Source organism: Bacillus sp. ISL-39, assembly GCF_018613295.1.
In the GTDB taxonomy this organism is placed as follows: domain Bacteria; phylum Bacillota; class Bacilli; order Bacillales; family Cytobacillaceae; genus Mesobacillus.
Genome location: NZ_JAGGQM010000030.1, coordinates 1 through 18,815, shown reverse-complemented (window position 1 = coordinate 18,815; position 18,815 = coordinate 1). Strand labels below are relative to the sequence as shown.

General features: G+C 43.7%; 17 protein-coding genes. 2 read left to right on the top strand and 15 right to left on the bottom strand.

What is annotated here, in order from left to right:
• Window positions 1-97: 97 nt before the first annotated feature.
• From bcd to J7E37_RS19920, 3 genes are all read right to left on the bottom strand, one after another.
• Entirely contained in the window at window positions 98-1,192 is a 1,095-nt protein-coding gene (bcd, locus tag J7E37_RS19930) for a Leu/Phe/Val dehydrogenase (RefSeq protein WP_214778443.1), read from the bottom strand.
• Window positions 1,193-1,220: 28 nt separating this feature from the next.
• Complete coding sequence (yqiS, locus tag J7E37_RS19925) at window positions 1,221-2,126, bottom strand: phosphate butyryltransferase (protein WP_214778441.1); 906 nt, start codon at window positions 2,124-2,126, stop codon at window positions 1,221-1,223.
• 132 nt (window positions 2,127-2,258) lie between these two features.
• Window positions 2,259-4,319, bottom strand: a complete 2,061-nt coding sequence (locus tag J7E37_RS19920) for a sigma 54-interacting transcriptional regulator (protein ID WP_214778439.1) — start codon at window positions 4,317-4,319, stop codon at window positions 2,259-2,261.
• 213 nt (window positions 4,320-4,532) lie between these two features.
• On the opposite strand from J7E37_RS19920, the gene J7E37_RS19915 reads away from it, so the two are divergent.
• Window positions 4,533-4,796, top strand: coding sequence for a DUF2627 domain-containing protein (locus J7E37_RS19915; protein WP_214778437.1), 264 nt, complete (start codon window positions 4,533-4,535; stop codon window positions 4,794-4,796).
• A 6-nt stretch (window positions 4,797-4,802) separates the two neighbouring features.
• On the opposite strand, the gene J7E37_RS19910 is transcribed toward J7E37_RS19915, so the two are convergent.
• Window positions 4,803-5,537 (bottom strand): glycerophosphodiester phosphodiesterase, encoded by a 735-nt coding sequence (locus tag J7E37_RS19910; RefSeq protein WP_214778435.1) that lies wholly within the window; start codon window positions 5,535-5,537, stop codon window positions 4,803-4,805.
• 41 nt (window positions 5,538-5,578) lie between these two features.
• Between J7E37_RS19910 and J7E37_RS19905 the strand changes: the two genes are divergently transcribed.
• The gene (locus J7E37_RS19905) at window positions 5,579-5,719 is read left to right on the top strand and encodes a YycC family protein (RefSeq protein ID WP_215026616.1); all 141 of its coding nucleotides are present in this window, start codon (window positions 5,579-5,581) and stop codon (window positions 5,717-5,719) included.
• Window positions 5,720-5,931: 212 nt separating this feature from the next.
• On the opposite strand, the gene spo0A is transcribed toward J7E37_RS19905, so the two are convergent.
• From spo0A to nusB, 11 genes are all read right to left on the bottom strand, one after another.
• Window positions 5,932-6,729, bottom strand: coding sequence for a sporulation transcription factor Spo0A (gene spo0A, locus J7E37_RS19900; protein ID WP_214778433.1), 798 nt, complete (start codon window positions 6,727-6,729; stop codon window positions 5,932-5,934).
• A 508-nt stretch (window positions 6,730-7,237) separates the two neighbouring features.
• Window positions 7,238-8,524: a SpoIVB peptidase gene (gene spoIVB, locus J7E37_RS19895; protein WP_215026612.1), complete on the bottom strand. Its 1,287-nt coding sequence runs from the start codon at window positions 8,522-8,524 to the stop codon at window positions 7,238-7,240.
• A 124-nt stretch (window positions 8,525-8,648) separates the two neighbouring features.
• Window positions 8,649-10,340 carry a DNA repair protein RecN gene (gene recN / locus J7E37_RS19890; protein ID WP_215026609.1) on the bottom strand — a complete coding sequence of 564 codons (1,692 nt, stop codon included), beginning with the start codon at window positions 10,338-10,340 and terminating at the stop codon, window positions 8,649-8,651.
• 16 nt (window positions 10,341-10,356) lie between these two features.
• Window positions 10,357-10,806 carry a transcriptional regulator AhrC/ArgR gene (gene ahrC / locus J7E37_RS19885; RefSeq protein WP_215026605.1) on the bottom strand — a complete coding sequence of 150 codons (450 nt, stop codon included), beginning with the start codon at window positions 10,804-10,806 and terminating at the stop codon, window positions 10,357-10,359.
• A 246-nt stretch (window positions 10,807-11,052) separates the two neighbouring features.
• Window positions 11,053-11,901, bottom strand: coding sequence for a TlyA family RNA methyltransferase (locus J7E37_RS19880; RefSeq protein WP_215026603.1), 849 nt, complete (start codon window positions 11,899-11,901; stop codon window positions 11,053-11,055).
• A gap of 3 nt (window positions 11,902-11,904) precedes the next feature.
• The gene (dxs, locus tag J7E37_RS19875; protein WP_215026601.1) at window positions 11,905-13,797 is read right to left on the bottom strand and encodes a 1-deoxy-D-xylulose-5-phosphate synthase; all 1,893 of its coding nucleotides are present in this window, start codon (window positions 13,795-13,797) and stop codon (window positions 11,905-11,907) included.
• Between the two features lie 347 nt (window positions 13,798-14,144).
• Window positions 14,145-15,038, bottom strand: coding sequence for a polyprenyl synthetase family protein (locus J7E37_RS19870; RefSeq protein ID WP_214778423.1), 894 nt, complete (start codon window positions 15,036-15,038; stop codon window positions 14,145-14,147).
• Window positions 15,039-15,040: 2 nt separating this feature from the next.
• A complete protein-coding gene (locus J7E37_RS19865) occupies window positions 15,041-15,274 on the bottom strand; it encodes an exodeoxyribonuclease VII small subunit (RefSeq protein WP_167831504.1) in 234 nt (77 codons plus the stop codon).
• A complete protein-coding gene (gene xseA / locus J7E37_RS19860; RefSeq protein WP_215026599.1) occupies window positions 15,264-16,622 on the bottom strand; it encodes an exodeoxyribonuclease VII large subunit in 1,359 nt (452 codons plus the stop codon). Before xseA ends, J7E37_RS19865 begins: the two co-directional genes overlap by 11 nt.
• A 551-nt stretch (window positions 16,623-17,173) precedes the next feature.
• Window positions 17,174-18,046, bottom strand: coding sequence for a bifunctional methylenetetrahydrofolate dehydrogenase/methenyltetrahydrofolate cyclohydrolase FolD (folD, locus tag J7E37_RS19855; protein WP_215026597.1), 873 nt, complete (start codon window positions 18,044-18,046; stop codon window positions 17,174-17,176).
• Window positions 18,047-18,099: 53 nt separating this feature from the next.
• The gene (gene nusB / locus J7E37_RS19850; RefSeq protein ID WP_215026596.1) at window positions 18,100-18,492 is read right to left on the bottom strand and encodes a transcription antitermination factor NusB; all 393 of its coding nucleotides are present in this window, start codon (window positions 18,490-18,492) and stop codon (window positions 18,100-18,102) included.
• Window positions 18,493-18,815: the final 323 nt, after the last annotated feature.

The following is an 18,815-nucleotide window of genomic DNA, read 5'->3' as shown; positions in this document are numbered from 1 at the left end:
CTGCGGAACCTTTCATTAAGGCTGTTTCAAATGTTGCTTATTGCATAAAATTTATTTTTACGCAAGACAGCAACAAAGGTGACGAAAAAAGTCTTAATTAACGGCGGCTTAGGATATGGTGGCCGTTTTGCAGGAATTGGCTTCGAGAGTTGCGCATTCTCTCAATGCGCTCTTCTGCCATGCGGTCAGCCGCTTTATAAGTAGGAAGCCCATCCCTCTTAGCAATTTGGATTACTTTTTCGATATTGTTGTAAATCGTTTCAACCTTTTTCATTGCTCTCTCAGCATTATAGCCGTATAGCTCATCTGCAACGTTGATTACACCGCCAGCGTTGATAACATAATCCGGAGCATATACAATTCCCATTTCATGGATGATATCTCCGTGTTTTGTATCCTTGAGCTGGTTGTTGGCAGCACCAGCAATAACCTTGGCTTTTAATTGAGGAATTGTTTCGTCGTTGATTACCGCCCCTAATGCACATGGTGCGTAAATGTCACAGTCTACACTGTAGATTTCATCCGGATCAACTGCTTTTGCACCGAATTCCTCAACAGCTCTTTGTACAGCTTCCTTGTTAATATCCGTAACAATCAGCTGGGCACCTTCCTCATGCAGGTGGCGGCAAAGATTAAATGCCACGTTGCCTACACCCTGAACAGCGATTGTTTTTCCTTCAAGCGAATCCGTTCCAAACGCTTCCTTAGCAGCTGCCTTCATCCCTCTGTACACTCCATATGCTGTTACCGGGGAAGGATTTCCTGATGAACCGAATGCTGGTGATATACCAGTGACATAGTCTGTTTCCTCATGGATTAAGTCCATATCTGCAACAGTTGTACCTACATCTTCAGCAGTAATATATCTTCCGTTCAAGCCCTGGATATAACGGCCGAAAGCTCTGAACATCTCTTCGTTCTTATCCTTGCGGGGATCTCCGATTATAACCGTCTTTCCGCCGCCAAGGTTCAGGCCAGCAGCAGCATTCTTGTAAGTCATGCCTTTTGCAAGGCGAAGTGCATCCTCGATAGCCGCTTCTTCTGATGCATAGGTCCACATACGAGTTCCGCCCAATGCTGGTCCAAGAGTCGTATCATGAATCGCGATGATTGCTTTCAATCCTGATTGTTTATCCTGGCAAAATACAACCTGTTCATAATCGTACTGTTCTAGATACTTAAAAATTTCCATACCTAATTCCTCCCCTGGTTTATGTAAGTTATTTAGCAGCAGAGCATAACGCTAATGCAAGTGAGTATAGCTTGCTTTCAGCAGTATCCGCCCTGGATGTTAACACGATTGGAGCTTTAGCCCCGGCAATGACAGCGCCAACCTTTGCGTTGGCAAAGTACATTAATGATTTATATAGAACATTTCCCACCTCGATTGCAGGGACTAAAAGTATATCCGCCTGGCCGGCAACCTCACTTTTGATTCCCTTATGCTCTGTTGCAAGCTGTGACACCGCATTATCAAGGGCAAGCGGACCATCCACTATGCACCCGGGAATTTGTCCTCTTTTGTTCATCATCGTTAATGATGCAGCATCTATTGTCGCCTGCATCGCTGGATTGACCACTTCCACGGCTGCCAGCGGTGCCACTTTTGGCATATCAATACCTATAGAATGTGCTACCTTTACTGAATTCTTGATGATTTGTGCTTTTTGCTCAACGTCCGGTGAAATATTCATCGCAGCATCGGTTACGATTGTAAATCGATCGTACCCTGGCACTTCAAACACCGCCACGTGTGAAAGTACCGTCCCGCTCCTCAGACCATATTCTTTATTCAGGACAGCTTTTAAAATCACTGCAGTAGGGATATTGCCTTTCATCAAGACATTGGCTTCTTTGTTCTTGACTGCTTTCACAGCCATTTCTGCAGCAATATTATTATTTGGCGCGGAAATGATTCCAATCCCCTTGCTGCCCGCAAGGTCTGGATGCTTCGCTGCGATCATGCGCTCTATTTCTTCCTTGTTTCCGAAAAGAAGAAAATCAGCGAGCTCCAGTTCCACAGCTTTGGCGACCGCTTCTAAAACCTCAGATTCTTCCGCGGCTGCAACAGCTACTGTTTTCCTGCCATCCTGGGATGCCATGCTGATAAGTGAGTCTAGTTTCATGACTTTTTCAACCCTTTCTGATCTTCTCGCATCACCACTAATTATATATGCAAGAACTGTGCCAACTTAAATACTTGAAAACGCTTTACTTTTGCCGAAAAATATTATGCAATAAATTGCATGGTATGAAAATTATTGCATGCTATTTGCTTCAATATTATATTTTTCTAGCTTATAATATAAATTCCTGACCGATACTCCTAATACTTTGGCCGCAGCTGTTTTATTTCCATTCACAGCCTTGAGAGTTGACTTGATTACCTTAGCCTCATACTTTTCTAACTGGAATGCAAGAGTTTCAGCGGGGACAGCTTGGCCAATGTGATCATCCTTTTCCTTCACCTGACTGTTCTGCAAATCAGGTAAATGCTCCAATCGGATAATGGTTTCGCTGTAGCTCAAAAATATGATGGCACGGCCAAGAACATTTTCGAGTTCCCTGACATTTCCGGGCCAATCATACGCCATCAGCCTTTTAATTGCTTCCTCGGAAACTCCTTCAACGTTACGGCCATAATCTTGATTGATTTTTTGAATCAATCTTTCGCAGAGGAGCGGTATGTCTTCCTTCCTTCTTTTCAGAGGAGGGATATGAATCGGCATCCTGTTCAGACGATAATATAAGTCTTCTCTAAAACTGCCATTCGCAATCGCCTTTTCGAGGTTCATATTCGTTGCAGCTATGACCCTGACATTGATTGGTACCGGCTTCGTTCCTCCAACCCGGACAATCTCTCTCTCCTGCAAAACCCTGAGCAGTTTAGCCTGGGTATTGGCAGGCAATTCACCTATTTCATCAAGGAAGATACTGCCGTTATTGGCTTCCTCGAAGAACCCCCGTTTCCCGCCGCGTTTGGCACCTGAAAATGCTCCTTCTTCATAGCCGAAGAGTTCGCTTTCGAGCAGTGATTCTGAAATTGCTGCGCAGTTTACCCGTATGAATTTGTTGAACTTCCGGTCGCTGGCATTGTGAATCGCATGGGCAAATAACTCCTTACCTGTTCCTGACTCCCCGCGAAGGAGGACAGTCGCAGGAGTTTTTGCACCTAGCTTTGCCTGTTCAATCGGAATCGTCATCTCCTCTGATTGGCCGATAATATCCTCGAACGAGTATTTCGCTTCAAGCGTCCTAATAATCTGCCTTGCTCGTGTCAGCTCCCGGTTTAAGCTCTGGATCTCAGACATATCATGGATAACCCCAACGCTTCCCTTTAGCTTCCCATCTACTATGATAGGTGCAACATTGACAACAACCTCTTTTTTATTGGGTCCAACCCGCATCGCTGTACCCCGGACCGGTCTTCTCGTCTTGAGCACCTTCATATGCATGCTCTCACCTTCAGATATGTCCGCGGTGGCAGGCTGCCCGATTACTTCCTCTTCCTTAAGTCCGGTTATCCTGGTATAAGCAGGATTGATCAGGATTCCCCGGCCATCCTCATCTACCACAGAAATGGCCTCATCGCTGGAGTTTATGATGGCCTGAAGCATTGTTTGGATTTCTTTTAAATTCGTTATCTCTTCCGCAAGATTCACAACTTCAGTTATATCCTTAAAAACAGAGAATGCTCCAATCAGTTGGTCATTTTCATCTATGATCGGTATCCTTGTCGTGATGATTTTAGACCCATTCGGAAGCAATAATTCCTGATTCGCTTCTATCTTCCTTGTGTTAAGAACTCTTGGAAGCTTGCTGGTTGGTATGATTTCGGAGACATGTTTGCCTTCTGCATCTTCACTTGTTGTTCCTATTATTTTTTCTGCGCTTTTGTTGAACAACGTTACAATTCCTTCTGTGTTGATGACAACCATGCCATCACCAGAAGAATTAAATATCAAGTTGTGTTCATATGTAATTTTTCTGAGAGTTTTTATCAGTTCTTCTTTTTCTTCTAAAAGGGTGGCCAAGAGGAATGCGACACTACCCGGTATCAGCACAGTGTTTTTACCGCGAGCATCTCTTAATTCCTTGAAGACCTCCTCTTCACCGGTCACTTCAATGATAATATCCAACTGATCAGACATATACTTATGCCAGTCTGTCCCGGTTTGAATGCCTTCATTTTGCGCTGCGATAATCCCTGGAGCATCAGGATTGATATCCACCACTGCAACCACTTCTGCAGTCTGCTTAAAAATGTCAAGAATGGCCGTTCCACCCTTACCCGCTCCTACAATCATTACTCTTTGCATAATATCCACCACATATCTGGAAAAATATTTCATGGAACAAATTTAAAGTCTGCAAAATCTTTCACTATTATTGTAATTCTTTTTGAATGCGCTGACAAATTTCTTTGTTTTCTAACTCTTCTGCAGATAATTGACTACGAGCATCTTATATTGCGGAAAAACACGGGGTTCAGTATACTTTTTAGATGAGGACAAATAACGAGGGGAAACCAAATGATCAGGATCTTAGCATTAATCATTATGTTGATACCAGGCGTCATTGCTGCTTTAGGGGTAAAACTGATGCGCGACATGGTGTTTGGAATTTTGCAGGCACCTTTCCCATTTTTATGGCTCCAATTCCTTGCGGGACTTCTTTTCTTCCTGGCTGGACTGGGATTCATCGCTGGATTTATCCTGCATCGTGATCGAAAAAGAAATAAAGTCCAGGCATTTTTTAGAATTCCTGATAGCAATAAAAAGCAAAACAGGCCTTGATATTTATCAGGCCTGTTTTATTTTCTCTTTAACTCTTTTTGCTTTTGCTGGATCGTCTGTTATGAGCGCACTGCAATTCACAATGAACAACCTTTCCAGCTCTGTCTCTTTATTTACCGTATATGGTCTAACTTCAATCCCGCTCTCAAGTGAAGCCTTGACGATTTGATCAGGCGCAGCCCGCCAGTGAGGATGAAAGCCTTTCGCCTTGATTGACTGTGCGTAAATCCAAGGCATATATAGGCCCTCAGAAAGCAAGGGTGCGATTTCAATCTCAGGAGCTAGTAAATAGCTGTGGACAATGCTGTAATGATTGAAGGAGGAAATGATAATCCTGTCTGATAAATCATACTCCCTAACCATATTTATGACCTTTTCTTCCATACCTTCATAAGGAATTATGCTGTTTTTCAATTCAATATTGCATACCATGCCGGTACCCGATAACCATTCCAGGACTTCAGCCAAGGAAGGAATCTGTTCTTTTTTTGCTGATTCCTTGAATTTGAAACGGGCATCCAGCTTTCTTAAATCCCCAAAATTATAATCCATTACCAGTCCAGTTCCATCGGTAGTCCGATCTAGCTTTTCATCATGAATCACGACCAGCTCACCGTCCCTAGTCATTTGGACATCGAGCTCCAAGCCATCTGCACCCGCTCTTTCAGCTTCTTTAAAAGCAAGCATCGTGTTTTCTGGATATTCTGCTGCATAGCCGCGATGTGCTAAAATTAGAGTCATAAACCATCACACCTATCTTTTTAAATTTGGAGGTAAAAACAATGAGACCATTACATGTTTCTGCAGAAACCGCTGTTAAGCTTTCCGAAAAACTCGGTGTACCTATTGAACAAATCATGCATATGCCCCAGCATATCCTTATTCAAAAGTTAACGGAACTTGAAAAAGAGAAAGAAAAGTAAATCTCAAAACGCCTTCAAGGCGTTTTTTAATAGACGCACCCTTGTGAAGTAGCAGAGCATCCTTTGTACATATTCATGATAATATGCATACACAGGTTTAACCAAATTTCAAGCATATAAAAACATCTTACTTTAGTACGGCAAAACCGTGATAAAGCAAGATGTTTATTCTAAAATGTTATGAATAAATAGCTAAATAATGCCTAACTCTTTCAAGACGCTTTATGTTCAAGACGCAGCTTGTCAGCGACCATCGCGATGAATTCCGAATTTGTCGGCTTTGCCTTCGACATTGAAACAGTATACCCAAACAACGAGGAAATGGAATCGATATTTCCTCTGCTCCACGCAACCTCAATCGCATGGCGGATGGCACGTTCTACACGGCTTGCCGTTGTATTGAATTTCTTGGCGATATCAGGATAGAGGACTTTTGTGATCGATCCAAGAAGTTCAATATCGTTATAAACCATGGAAATGGCCTCACGCAAATACATATAGCCTTTAATATGGGCAGGAACGCCAATTTCATGGATGATGCTTGTAATGCTTGCATCAAGGTTTTTAGGCTTTTGTTCCGTATTTGATCTGCCGTAATTGATTGATGAAGATGGTTTTCGGGCTACTGACTTTGCCTTGCCGCTTACCTGGCGGATATGACCTGCCAGATGCTCCATATCGAAAGGCTTTAGAATGAAATAGGACGCCCCTAACTCTACTGCGTTCTTTGTTACATCTTCCTGGCCAAATGCTGTCAGCATGATAACATTCGGTATGATTCCCTTCTTCATATCACGAAGCCTTTCCAGGACCGCCAGCCCGTCAAGGTGCGGCATAATAATATCTAAAAGCAAAACATCTGGATCTGTATCTTCCAGCATCTCTAAGCATTCCTGGCCATTATGGGCAACCCCTACAATTTCCATATCATCCTGTGAAGAAATATATTCTTCAAGAAGACCTACTAATTCTCTGTTGTCATCAACGACGCATACTTTTATTTTGTTCACTACTTGGTTCCTCCTCAATCCAATTATGATCACAAATATTATCTTCTCTAAATTCTATTCTAAATGACTAATTCGACAATGCAACAGAAATTCCTCTTATTTTTAATTTTTTCTTAAAAAAGTAATATTTTCTTATAAATGCTTCATTTTCCTTTATTTTTCGACTTATTTCGCCAGTTGACAAAAAAGGGTTGGTGATTTTGTCGAATAATCTTCTTATTCAGGGTTTCAAGATTGGTTTGTGCTGATTTCCGTTCAGGCACTTCACTTTCCTCAGAGCTGATTGTGAACCTCTTAGACGAAAGCTTACCCCAGTTGTAATGATTGCTGTCCCTCAACATAGCAGCTGATGATGGACACTTTTTCAGGATTACCATGGAGTTTTGTCCGTCATGCCGGTGATGATGAACACTTTTGCATGTTTATCATGCCGTTTTTGTCCGTCATGCACCCTGCGTTATAATAAACAAAGAAAAAGGCGGCTATTAGCAGCCGCCGAATTCCTGTATTAACTTGCCTGCTCTCTTGGTTTTTCGTATATGTCGATGCCCGCTTCATTCAGCATCCACTCTATATGAACTCCATAACCGCTTGTTGGGTCATTTACGAAGACGTGAGTTACTGCGCCCACTAGCTTGTCACCCTGGATAATTGGACTTCCGCTCATCCCCTGGACAATTCCACCTGTCTTTTCCAATAACTCAGGGTCGGTTATCTTAATCACCATGCCCTTTGTTGCTGGAAACTTTTGAGGGATGGTGCTGACGATTTCTATATCAAAAAGGTTCACTTCATCATTATTCACAACCGTCAGGATTTTCGCCGGACCTTCTTTTACTTGATGAGAAAGAGCTATAGGCAGAGGCTTATCAAATACCCCATTTGAAATATCCTTGTTCAGTTCACCAAAGATCCCAAAAGGACTGTTTCTTTTGATGTTCCCAATAACTTCCCGGTCTGATGAAAAGCGAGCCAGCTTTTCCCCCGGGTTACCTTTCCCGCCTTTTTCGATCGAAGTAACAGTTGATCTCACAATTTGGCCATCCCCAACGACGATCGGTTTTTTCGTGTCCATGTCAGAAATGACGTGTCCGAGTGCTCCATATTTTTTGGACTGCGGGTGATAAAATGTCATCGTTCCGATTCCTGCAGCTGAATCGCGTATATATAACCCAAGCTTATATGTGTTTTCATTCACATCTTTTTCTGGCTGGAGTTTGGTTTTGACTTTTTCATTTTCCCTTTTGATTACAACATCCAACGGCTTGCCGTTTTCTCCCGCTTGTTTTACAAACGGGCCGACATCTGCCATTTTTTCAATCTGCTGTCCATTGATTTCAGTGATAATATCACCTTTTTTAATGCCAGCTTTTTCACCTGGCGATACTCTACCTTCATCAGCCTGCACTTGGTGATGTCCGACCACAAGGACACCTACCGTATTTAATTTTACTCCTATAGATTGACCCCCTGGCCTGACCTTAAAATCCTTCAGGACATTGACATCGACTTTTTTAACAGGGAAGCCCGCTAATTCAAGGACCATTTCATCCTTCCCATGCCTTTTGGCCTCAAGCGTCAAAGTTTCACCTTGTTGGTTCACTCCGATGCTTGAGTCTTTTACCAGAGCAGTAACCTGGATTGCATTTGCCTGGAAATCAAGCTTTTGCCCCTCGAATAACGTTATATCTCCTGGAATAGACAAATATTCTTGTACTGGTTTTGCAAATCCTAAAGCAATTAATGAAACAAGGAGAATTCCACCAATAAATTTTCTGAGAAAATCTTTCTTCAATTCATTTCACTCTCCTCGCTTCTAGTCCACACACATCGAAATGGCTACATCTTTAATTTTGCCTCGACTCCCCGCATTTATAACCTGTATAAAAATAAAAAAGCTACCCTTTATGGATAGCTTTTCATGTTACAGCCTTCATATTCTGTGCAAGCCTCAGCAACTCTTCAGCATGCTGTTTCGTCAGGTCTGTAACTTCGACCCCTGAAATCATTCTGACGATCTCCTTTACCTTCTCAGATGGAGACAGTGGAGTGACAGATGTTTTGGTCCTTCCATTCTTTATCACCTTTGCAATATACAGATGAGTATCTGCCATCGCGGCAACTTGAGGCAAATGAGAAATGCAAAGAACCTGAGATCCCGTCGAGACATTGTAGATTTTTTCCGCAATCGATTGAGCCACGCGGCCGCTGACTCCTGTGTCCACTTCATCGAAAATGATTGAGGTTACACCCTGATGTTTTGAGAAAATACTTTTCAGCGCGAGCATGATACGTGAAAGTTCTCCGCCGGAAGCAATCTTTGACAAAGGCTTCAAAGGTTCGCCCGGATTTGTTGAGATATAAAATTCAACCCTATCTGCGCCGCTTTTATGAAAATGGTCTGTATCGGAGTCAATTCTCAGGTCGAATACTGTCTTCTCCATATACAGCTCTTTTAATTCTTTATGGATTAATTTTGTAAGTTTCTTAGCATATTTCCTGCGAGTTTGAGTCAAGTTATTGGCCTCGATGCGCAAATCCTTCTTAAGTGATACTAGTTCCTTTTCCATCTGGCCAATATGTACTTCTTTATTTTGAAGCGTCTCGATTTCTTCCTCGATTTTCGAGGAATACTCCAGGATTTCTTCTATCGTACTTCCGTATTTCCGTTTCAACTGATTTATTTCGTTCAGCCTGTCTTCAATTTCATTCAAGCGCTGAGGGTCATGTTCAAGAGAATCCAGTTCATTCCTGATCGTCCTTGCAGCATCTTCAAGCATATAAAAACTGTTCGCTACTGTGTCAGCAACATTCTTATACTCAGGGTCCAATTCTGCTGCATTCTGAAGATTGTCCATGACCAGAGCAACCCAATCAAGGCCCTTTTGCTCACCTTGCAATGCGGTATAACTGGTCTGGATACTCTCATAAATCTTTTCGAAGTTGCTAAGCTTGCGCTTCTCTTCAAAAAGCTCCTCATCCTCGTTGATTTTCAGGTCGGCCGTAAGGATTTCATCATGCTGGAATTGGATCAAATCAAGTCTGTGGGCCATTTGCTGTTCATTTTCGCTCAAGCTCTTCAGCTTTTTCTGTGTTTGTTCAAAAGATCGAAAGACGTGCTGATATTCCTGAAGCGCAGGCAGGATTTCATCTGCTCCGAATTGATCAAGAAGAGTGATATGCTTCGTCTCATCCATCAATTCCTGATGCTCATGCTGGCCATGAATATCAATCAAAGTTGAGCCCACCTCACGCAAGACAGCAATCGTAACAAGCTTGCCGTTGATCCGGCAAACACTTTTCCCACTCGCTGATATATCTCTTCTCAATACAATCATGGCATCATCAATTTCAATGCCAAACTCAGATGCCTTCGCATAACTCGGATGATTTTCCCCTTCAAGATGGAACAAACCTTCTATTTCAGCCTTATCTTCACCATGACGGACGAATTCGGCCGAGCCCCTCCCGCCTACAAGCAGGTGGATGGCATCGATGATAATGGATTTCCCTGCGCCTGTCTCTCCGGTTAGTACGGTTAGTCCTTTATTAAAAGAAACGGATAATGATTCAATAATGGCAAAGTTTCGAATCGATAATTCATTTAACAAGCAAACGTCACCTCATTTACAGCATATCGAGAAAACGATTTGTGACTTGCTCAGTATCCTCTGGAGTACGGCAAATAATCAAGATGGTATCGTCCCCACAAATCGTGCCAAGAATATCTTCCCAATCGAGATTATCAATCAATGCCCCGATCGCATTGGCATTTCCAGGCAAGGTTTTCATCACCAAAAGATGGCCTGCCTGATCGATCCGGATAAAAGCATCCATTAATGACCTTTTTAGTTTTTGCAATGGATTGAAACGCTGGTCTGCCGGGAGGCTGTATTTGTATCTGCCATCGATCAAAGGAACCTTTACAAGATGGAGCTCCTTGATGTCACGGGAAACCGTTGCCTGTGTAACATTAAAACCGGCAGCTTTCAGCCGGTCCACCAGTTCATCCTGCGTCTCGATATCCTTGCTCGCAATCAGTTCGCGGATTTTTATATGTCGCTGTCCTTTATTCATTAATATCACCCCTGGATATATCCGAAACATTCATATACTCATATGTTAGCCGATTTCGGCAGAATGTACAATCATTCGTGGACTTTCGGCAAAAGTTATCGGCGGAATTGACGAAGTGGTGAACTGTTTTAAGGAGTAATTCATTTAACCCTAGTCTGGCCCAGAATGTTATTGGTACGATTACATTAAAACAATCACACAACCCAATCGGTTTAAAATACACAAAAAAGAACAGGCTTAGTAAGCCTATTCTTCTTCGCTAGTTTGCTTTGATTTTAGTTCATTATGCGCTTCAGTCACGACTGCTTCAGGATGCGACTTCAGCAACAGTTTCCCTTTTTGCTCTTCGGTTCCGTTCCACTGCAGATGAAGAAGAAATTCAATATTGCCATCTCCGCCAGTAATTGGCGAGAAGCTCAAATCGATCACATCATAGCCCTCTTCAATCGAAAAAGAAATAATCCTGTCCAGGACTTGTTCATGAACTTTCCTGTCACGTACGATTCCTTTTTTACCGACCTGTTCTCTTCCCGCCTCAAATTGTGGCTTTACCAGAGCGACGATATCGCTGCCGGTTGTCAACAGCGTTTTGAGCACAGGTAAAATAAGACGAAGGGATATGAAAGATACATCTATGCTCGCGAAATTCGGCATCCCCTTAATGAGATCCTCCGGTTTCACATAACGGAAATTTGTTCGCTCCATCACGACGACACGTTCATCCTGACGCAGCTTCCAGGCAAGCTGATTGTAGCCAACATCCAAAGCATAGCTCATCTCAGCTCCGTTTTGTAGGGCACAATCGGTAAAGCCGCCGGTCGAAGCACCAATATCCAGCAGTGTTTTTCCTTGAACATCAAGGTCAAAAACCTTTAATGCCTTTTCAAGCTTCAGTCCTCCACGGCTCACATATGGGAGAACATTGCCCTTTACAGTCAGAGGAATGTCACTGCTAACCTTTTCACCCGGTTTGTCCAGCCGATTTTCATTCGTGTAGACGAGTCCTGCCATGATTGTCCGTTTGGCTTTCTCCCTTGTCTCCGCAAGGCCGCGTTCAACAAGCAGTACATCTAATCTTTCCTTTTTGATTTTCATTTGCTACGCCCTTTTTTGTTTCTGTCTCGCAAGCTTTTGCATCCGCAAGACGACATCTTCTGTTGTCATTCCAATTTCCTCGAGAAGCTTATCGACACTGCCATGCTCAATGAATTGATCCGGTATTCCCATCCTGTCTATCTCTACATGCTGGTAGCCCAGGTCATGCGACGTCTCGAGAACGAAGCTTCCAAATCCACCCTGTAGGACGGCTTCCTCGATTGTCAGGATCGGCATATTTTTATTCAGAATGCCCAGAAGCATCTCTTCGTCGAGAGGCTTGATAAAGCGGGTATTGACTACTTTTACTGATACGCCCTGCCTTGCAAGCATTTCTGCTGCTTCCATTGCCATTGGAATAGTTGTGCCGAATGTCAGGATAGCTGCGTCTTCACCTTCACGAAGCACTTCCCAGGTACCAATAGGAATTTCTTTCAGCTCTTCATCCATCGGTACACCTAGGCCATTGCCTCGAGGATAACGCATGGCAATCGGGCCCTCATCATATTTTATTGCGGTGTATACCATATGTTGTCCTTCATTTTCATCCTTTGGCATCATCAATACCATATTAGGCAAGTGCCTTAAAAAGGCAATGTCAAATACACCCTGGTGTGTCTCCCCGTCAGCGCCTACAAGTCCGGCGCGGTCAATACCAATGAACACATTTAAGTTCTGGCGGCAAATATCGTGGACCACCTGGTCATATGCGCGCTGCAGGAAGGTTGAATAGATCGCCAGGAACGGCTTCATATTTTGCGTCGCCAGACCGGCTGCAAAAGTCGCCGCATGCTGCTCAGCAATCCCGACATCAATCATCCGGTCAGGGAATTCACTGGCAAAGCCCTCAAGCTTCGAACCGACAGGCATCGCCGGTGTCACAGCCACAATTCGTTCATCTGTCCTCGCGATTTTCCTTACTGTCTCACTAACCAGCTTACTCCAGGCTGGTGGTGAGGATTCAGGCTTTACAAAATCGCCGGTTTCCATCTTATAAGGTCCGGTTCCATGCCATGTGCCAATTTTATCGTTTTCAGCCGGGTTATACCCTTTGCCCTTTTTCGTAATGACATGCAATAATACAGGTCCTTCCTGTTTTTTTGCATATGCAAGGTTTTCAAACAGGTCATCATAATCATGTCCATCTACTGGCCCAAGATAAGTAAACCCTAATTCCTCGAAAAAGATTCCTGATACAAAAAGATACTTTAAGCTGTCTTTTATTCTTTCAGCAGTCGCCGCGAGTTGACCGCCAATAGCAGGTACCTTTTTTAACAGATATTCGAGTTCATCTTTAACCCAATGGTACTTACCGGCTGTACGAAGGCGGCCGAGAACACTATGCAATGCGCCCACATTAGGTGCAATCGACATTTCATTGTCATTCAAAATGACAATTAACTTCTTTTTTTCATGCCCGATATGATTTAAGGCCTCTAAAGCCATGCCTCCGGTTAGGGCACCATCACCGATAATCGGAACGATGTGGGAGTTTTCGCCCTTCAAATCACGGGCTATTGCCATCCCCATACCAGCAGAAAGAGAAGTTGAACTATGTCCTGTTTCCCAGACATCATGCTCACTCTCAACCATCTTTGGAAAACCGCACAACCCTTTATGCTGCCTAAGCGTGTCAAACTGACACGCTCTTCCAGTCAGGATTTTATGTACGTATGATTGGTGCCCAACATCCCAAAGAAATTTATCCTTCGGGCTGTCAAAACACTTATGGAGGGCTATCGTCAATTCAACAACCCCGAGGTTAGGTCCAATGTGTCCACCCGTAACTGATAACTTTTCAATCAAAAACTGCCGAATCTCCCCGCTTAACTCTTCCAATTCCTTAGTCGAAAGATTTTTCAAGAAGGAAGGGTCTTTTATTGATAAAAGATCCATTTCGGACCACTCACTTTCATTTCTGACTTATTATTCCGCACTTTTTATCCCATAACTAAAAAAGTTGTTAGTAATAACATATATTAAGTAAAGAATGGTTTTCAAGCTATACATGGAAATATGCTTATTTATGTAATGTCCTTTTCGCATACTGAACGGGTATAAGAAGTTTCATTCCGGTTCAGAAGCCTCCGCGTTAAGAGTCCTGGTCCCTCTAATAACAAGGAGAAATGTATATGCTCGAAATGTCCATCGATGCGTAAACAGCCTTATGTAAAAAAAGCTGTCAACACTACCGTGCTAACAGCCAATTATAGCACACTATCGAACTATTCTCAACGACTGCTCTAATGATTACGCAGTCCGATTAAATCAGTGATCTGTTCAAGGATTCCAATTTCAAGTCCGCTTTTGCCGAGGGACTCTTTCGCGCTCCGCAAGTGGTGGTCCAGTGCTTCTTTCGCTCCAGCTATTCCAAGCAACGCAGGGTACGTGCTTTTCTCATTTGCTGTATCGCTCCCTACCGGCTTGCCGATCATTTCCTCACTTCCCTCAAGGTCGAGGATATCATCACGTATTTGGAATGCAAGGCCAATATGGTAGGCGAACTTTGACAGTATTTCCTTTTGCCTGGCAGTTGCCCCGGCTATTTCTGCACCTGCAATGATACTGTATTCCAGTAGTCTTCCTGTTTTATTAATATGGATATATTCAAGCTGCTCAAGTGAGAGCCTCTTATTTTCCCCTTCCATATCTGCTGCCTGTCCACCCACCATACCAGCAGCACCTGCAGCAACAGATAATCCCTTGATCAATGCCAGTTTAACATTAGCTGATGCCGATTCCTCAGGAATTTCTGCCAGGATGTTGAAACTTAATGTCAAAAGAGCATCCCCTGCAAGGATGGCAGTCGCTTCACCGAATACTTTATGGTTCGTCGGCTTTCCCCTTCTTAGATCATCATCGTCCATGCTCGGCAGGTCATCATGTATCAACGAATACGTATGGACCATTTCGACCGCCGCGGCAGCATCAACTCCATTTTGCGGGTCTTTTCCAAATGCATCGATTACAGCGAATACCAGCAGCGGTCGAATCCGTTTTCCTCCAGCCTCCAGAGAATATAGCATCGCCTTCGCAAGATTCTCCGGCGTTTCAAGGGCACCAACCGCCCCCCTTAACCGTTCCTCGACGAGAGTTTTATATTTTATGGTAAAAGAGTCAAGTGAAACAGTATGCAATACTATTCCTCCTCGTTTATGGAGAAACCTTCAGTCCGTCCATCTTCTGTAATGATCTGGGCTAGCTGTTCTTCCACATTCTTTAGCTTATCATGGCAAAGCTTGGATAATTCCATTCCTTCTTTATAAAAAGAGATCGCTTCTTCCAAAGGCACATCGCCCTCTTCCAGCTTCTCAACAATGCTTTCCAGTTGGTCCATTGCCTGTTCAAAACTTAATTTTTTTTCATCTGCCATCGTTCTCACTCTCCTCGATATCTGTCACGATACATTGAATGCTTCCATCAGAAAGCTTTACGTTTATTTTCCGTTCGGGTTTTACCTGGGTGACTGTCTTGATCAGTTCCCCTTCGTCTGTGTATGCCAGGCTATAGCCTCGGTCCATGATTTTCAGCGGACTTAACGCTTCAAGGGTTGAAACTATACCGTTGAACTCTTTCCGCTTCTCAGACAAGACGGCGGTCATGGCCCGGTTTAAAGCTCTTGTACTCCTCAGGTGTCTTTCAGCAGAAAGCTTCCGCAATTCTTCTGGGTGGCTTCGATCCAATCTTCTCTTCAGCCGAACAAGAGCATCACCTTTTGAAGCATATAGTTTCCCGGCGCCCCGGGTCAGCGATTCTGTCAGCTTGTCGACTTGTTCAAGCTTTTGCTCATACAGCTTCCTTGGATAGCGGAAAGCGTAAGATCTGATCAACCGCTGGTAGCGCTCCTGCTGGAAGAACACTTTTTCCCTCATCGCCCTCATCAGTCTGGTTTCCCTGTTCATTACCCTTTCGACCAGTTCCTGGATATGAGGGACAGCCAATTCAGCCGCACCAGTTGGCGTCGGAGCTCTCATATCTGCTACGAAATCAGCGATGGTGAAGTCTGTTTCATGGCCCACTGCCGAAATAATTGGGATTTTCGAGGCAAAAATCGCTCTTGCAACGGTTTCCTCATTGAAGTTCCAGAGTTCCTCAATCGATCCGCCTCCGCGTCCAATGATCAGAACATCAATGTCTGCCCTTTCATTCGCCTTCTCGATTGCCCTCACGATGGAAGGTCCTCCCTGGTCTCCCTGTACCAGGGCAGGGAAAATAAGCACCTTAGTAATGGGGTATCTTCTCTTGATTGTCGTTAATATATCGCGGATTGCTGCCCCCGTTGGCGAAGTAACAATGCCGACAGCTTTTGGATATTTCGGAATAGGCTGCTTGTATTTCGGTGAAAAAAGGCCTTCCTGTTCAAGCTTCTTCTTCAGCTGCTCATAAGCGACAAATAAGTCACCCACTCCATCGGTTTTCATTTCTTTAATGTAAACCTGGTACTGGCCACTGCCTTCGTAAACTGAGATATCTCCTCTGACCAGGACTTTCATGCCATTTTCTGGCTTGAATTTCATGGATCGGGCAGCACCAGCGAACATGACAGCAAGGATTCTGGCTTTCTCATCCTTGAGAGTAAAATACATATGGCCGCTCGAATGCCTTTTGAAGTTGGAGATTTCTCCTTTAATATAAACGCCCTGAAGATGCGGGTCTGCATCGAATTTTCGCTTTATGTATTTGGTTAACGCGTTGATGGTTAGATAACGCTGATTATCCATTCACAAACTCCTTTTGCGGGACTATTAATTAGAAAAGTGTAAGCGCCTTGGGCAGACCCGACAAGCACTGCCCGCCTAAAACGCCACATCGTGTGCTGGCGGGGCTGCACATCCTGTACCTCAGAGGGTCTGTCAGTGAAGTCGTTCTTTGACTTCATTGGCAGGACCGAAATCGAAAAATATAGCCGACTGCCCAACTCTGACAAGCGCTGGAGGGTCTGTCAGTGAAGTCGTTCTTTGACTTCATTGGCGGGACCGAAATCGAAAAATATAGCCGACTGCCCAACTCCGACAAGCGCTGGAGGGTCTGTCAGTGAAGTCGTTCTTTGACTTCATTGGCAGGACCGAAGCGTCTCAAGGAGTTAGGAGCCGCAGTTAGACAAGTGACTCGAGGGGCTAGGCGCTGAAGCTAGACTGTTCTAAAAGTCCATGCTATCTTGAAAATCAAAAAAACTGCCCATATCCATTATAAATTTAGAATCCCGATTCGTCACTTAACATAAGTGGATTTTCAGTTTCTAACTTATAACAGATATGGACAGAATCACGCCTTATAAATTTGAGTTTTGAAGTCTATTCATATGGTTCTTTGCAGACTTCAGAGTGTTGTACATCAACATGGCGATGGTCATTGGGCCAACCCCGCCAGGCACGGGAGTAATATACCCGGCTTTTTCTTTGACTTCATCATAGGCTACATCACCGCAGAGCTTGCCCATGTCATTGCGGTTCATGCCAACATCGATGACCACAGCGCCTGGCTTGATATGGTCAGCTGTGATCAAGTCCGCTTTCCCGACTGCGGCTACGATTACATCTGCCTGTTTCGTATGTTCCTTTAAGTCTTTTGTCCTCGAGTGACAATATGTAACGGTTGCATTTTCGTTCAAGAAAAGCTGGCCTGCTGGTTTTCCGACAATATTGCTCCTGCCAACCACGACCACATGCTTGCCGGAAAGATCCATCTCTATCTCCTTCATCATGACCATTACACCATACGGCGTGCAAGGTAAAAAAGCATCCTGCCCAGTCATCATCCTGCCGATATTGATTGGATGGAAGCCATCAACATCTTTTTCAGGAGAAATAGCTTCAATCAGGTTCTTTTCACTAATATGCTTTGGAAGCGGAAGCTGCACTAAAATCCCGTGAATATCTTCATCCTTGTTGAGTTCGTCTATTTTTGCCAGTAGCTCTTGCTCAGTAATGGAGACAGGATACTCAATCAGGTCATTATGCATACCAAGTTCTCTTGCCGTTTTTTGCTTACTGTTGACATACGTTCTCGATGCCTGGTTATCACCGACAAGAATCACTGCCAGGCCTGGAGTTACTCCCTGTTTTTTCAGCTCCTGGACCTGGTCGGCGATTTCTAGTTTTTTCTTTTTGGCAATTTCTTTTCCATCAATAATAATAGCAGCCATACTTACTCCCCCTATTTGTTCAGGGAAGGTCCAACCTGCCTGCTTCCAATGGTTTAGGAAATGTTCTGCTTTACTTTAGACAGAACACCATTAATAAATCGGCTTGATTGGTCATCCCCATATAATTTAGCAATTTCGATCGCTTCATCAAGAACGACATTCATCGGTACCTCTTCGTTGCAATACTTCAATTCGTAAACGGCCAGACGAAGAAGATTCCGGTCAACAGCTGCTAGTCGGTCGAGGGACCACTTTTCCAGGTACACCTTGATCTCCTCATCAATTTCCTGCTGGTGCTGGACAGTGCCGTTCACAAGCTTGTTCAGATACTCATCTCCGGCTTCTTCTTCAAGCACATGCTCAATCGCGTCTGAAACTTCCACCTTGCTTATATCAATCTGGAATAAGGCTTGTAAAGCCTTTTCTCGTGCTGTTCTTCTTTTCATTGAATTCCTTAGCTCCTTTATGGCTTGTCTGATTCTAACAAAATAATAGCATATCATATCTATTTACGCATGATTTCCTATTATTTTTCACTTTTTAGAAAAAAGTTAATCAAAACAAAAGAAAATATCTCATATAAGCTAAGAAATCTTGTAATTATTGGTTCTTGAAGAGATTCGGACAACTTTTCCTCTTCCACACGAAGTTTTGTCCGAACTTGGATCTACTTCGGACAATTTTTCCTCTTCCACACCAATTTTTGTCCGAACTTGGGCCTACTTCGGACAGCTTTTCCTCATCGACACGAGATTTTGTCCGAACTTGG

Excerpts from the sequence above, each read along its gene's own strand:
- nusB (WP_215026596.1), bottom strand. The coding sequence starts at position 18,492 with ATGAAAAGAAGAACAGCACGAGAAAAGGCTTTACAAGCCTTATTCCAG.
- J7E37_RS19915 (WP_214778437.1), top strand. The coding sequence starts at position 4,533 with ATGATCAGGATCTTAGCATTAATCATTATGTTGATACCAGGCGTCATT.
- J7E37_RS19910 (WP_214778435.1), bottom strand. The coding sequence starts at position 5,537 with ATGACTCTAATTTTAGCACATCGCGGCTATGCAGCAGAATATCCAGAA.
- J7E37_RS19880 (WP_215026603.1), bottom strand. The coding sequence starts at position 11,901 with ATGAAAATCAAAAAGGAAAGATTAGATGTACTGCTTGTTGAACGCGGC.
- J7E37_RS19905 (WP_215026616.1), top strand. The coding sequence starts at position 5,579 with ATGAGACCATTACATGTTTCTGCAGAAACCGCTGTTAAGCTTTCCGAA.
- ahrC (WP_215026605.1), bottom strand. The coding sequence starts at position 10,806 with ATGAATAAAGGACAGCGACATATAAAAATCCGCGAACTGATTGCGAGC.
- folD (WP_215026597.1), bottom strand. The coding sequence starts at position 18,046 with ATGGCTGCTATTATTATTGATGGAAAAGAAATTGCCAAAAAGAAAAAA.
- yqiS (WP_214778441.1), bottom strand. The coding sequence starts at position 2,126 with ATGAAACTAGACTCACTTATCAGCATGGCATCCCAGGATGGCAGGAAA.
- dxs (WP_215026601.1), bottom strand. The coding sequence starts at position 13,797 with ATGGATCTTTTATCAATAAAAGACCCTTCCTTCTTGAAAAATCTTTCG.
- xseA (WP_215026599.1), bottom strand. The coding sequence starts at position 16,622 with ATGGATAATCAGCGTTATCTAACCATCAACGCGTTAACCAAATACATA.
- J7E37_RS19865 (WP_167831504.1), bottom strand. The coding sequence starts at position 15,274 with ATGGCAGATGAAAAAAAATTAAGTTTTGAACAGGCAATGGACCAACTG.
- bcd (WP_214778443.1), bottom strand. The coding sequence starts at position 1,192 with ATGGAAATTTTTAAGTATCTAGAACAGTACGATTATGAACAGGTTGTA.
- J7E37_RS19920 (WP_214778439.1), bottom strand. The coding sequence starts at position 4,319 with ATGCAAAGAGTAATGATTGTAGGAGCGGGTAAGGGTGGAACGGCCATT.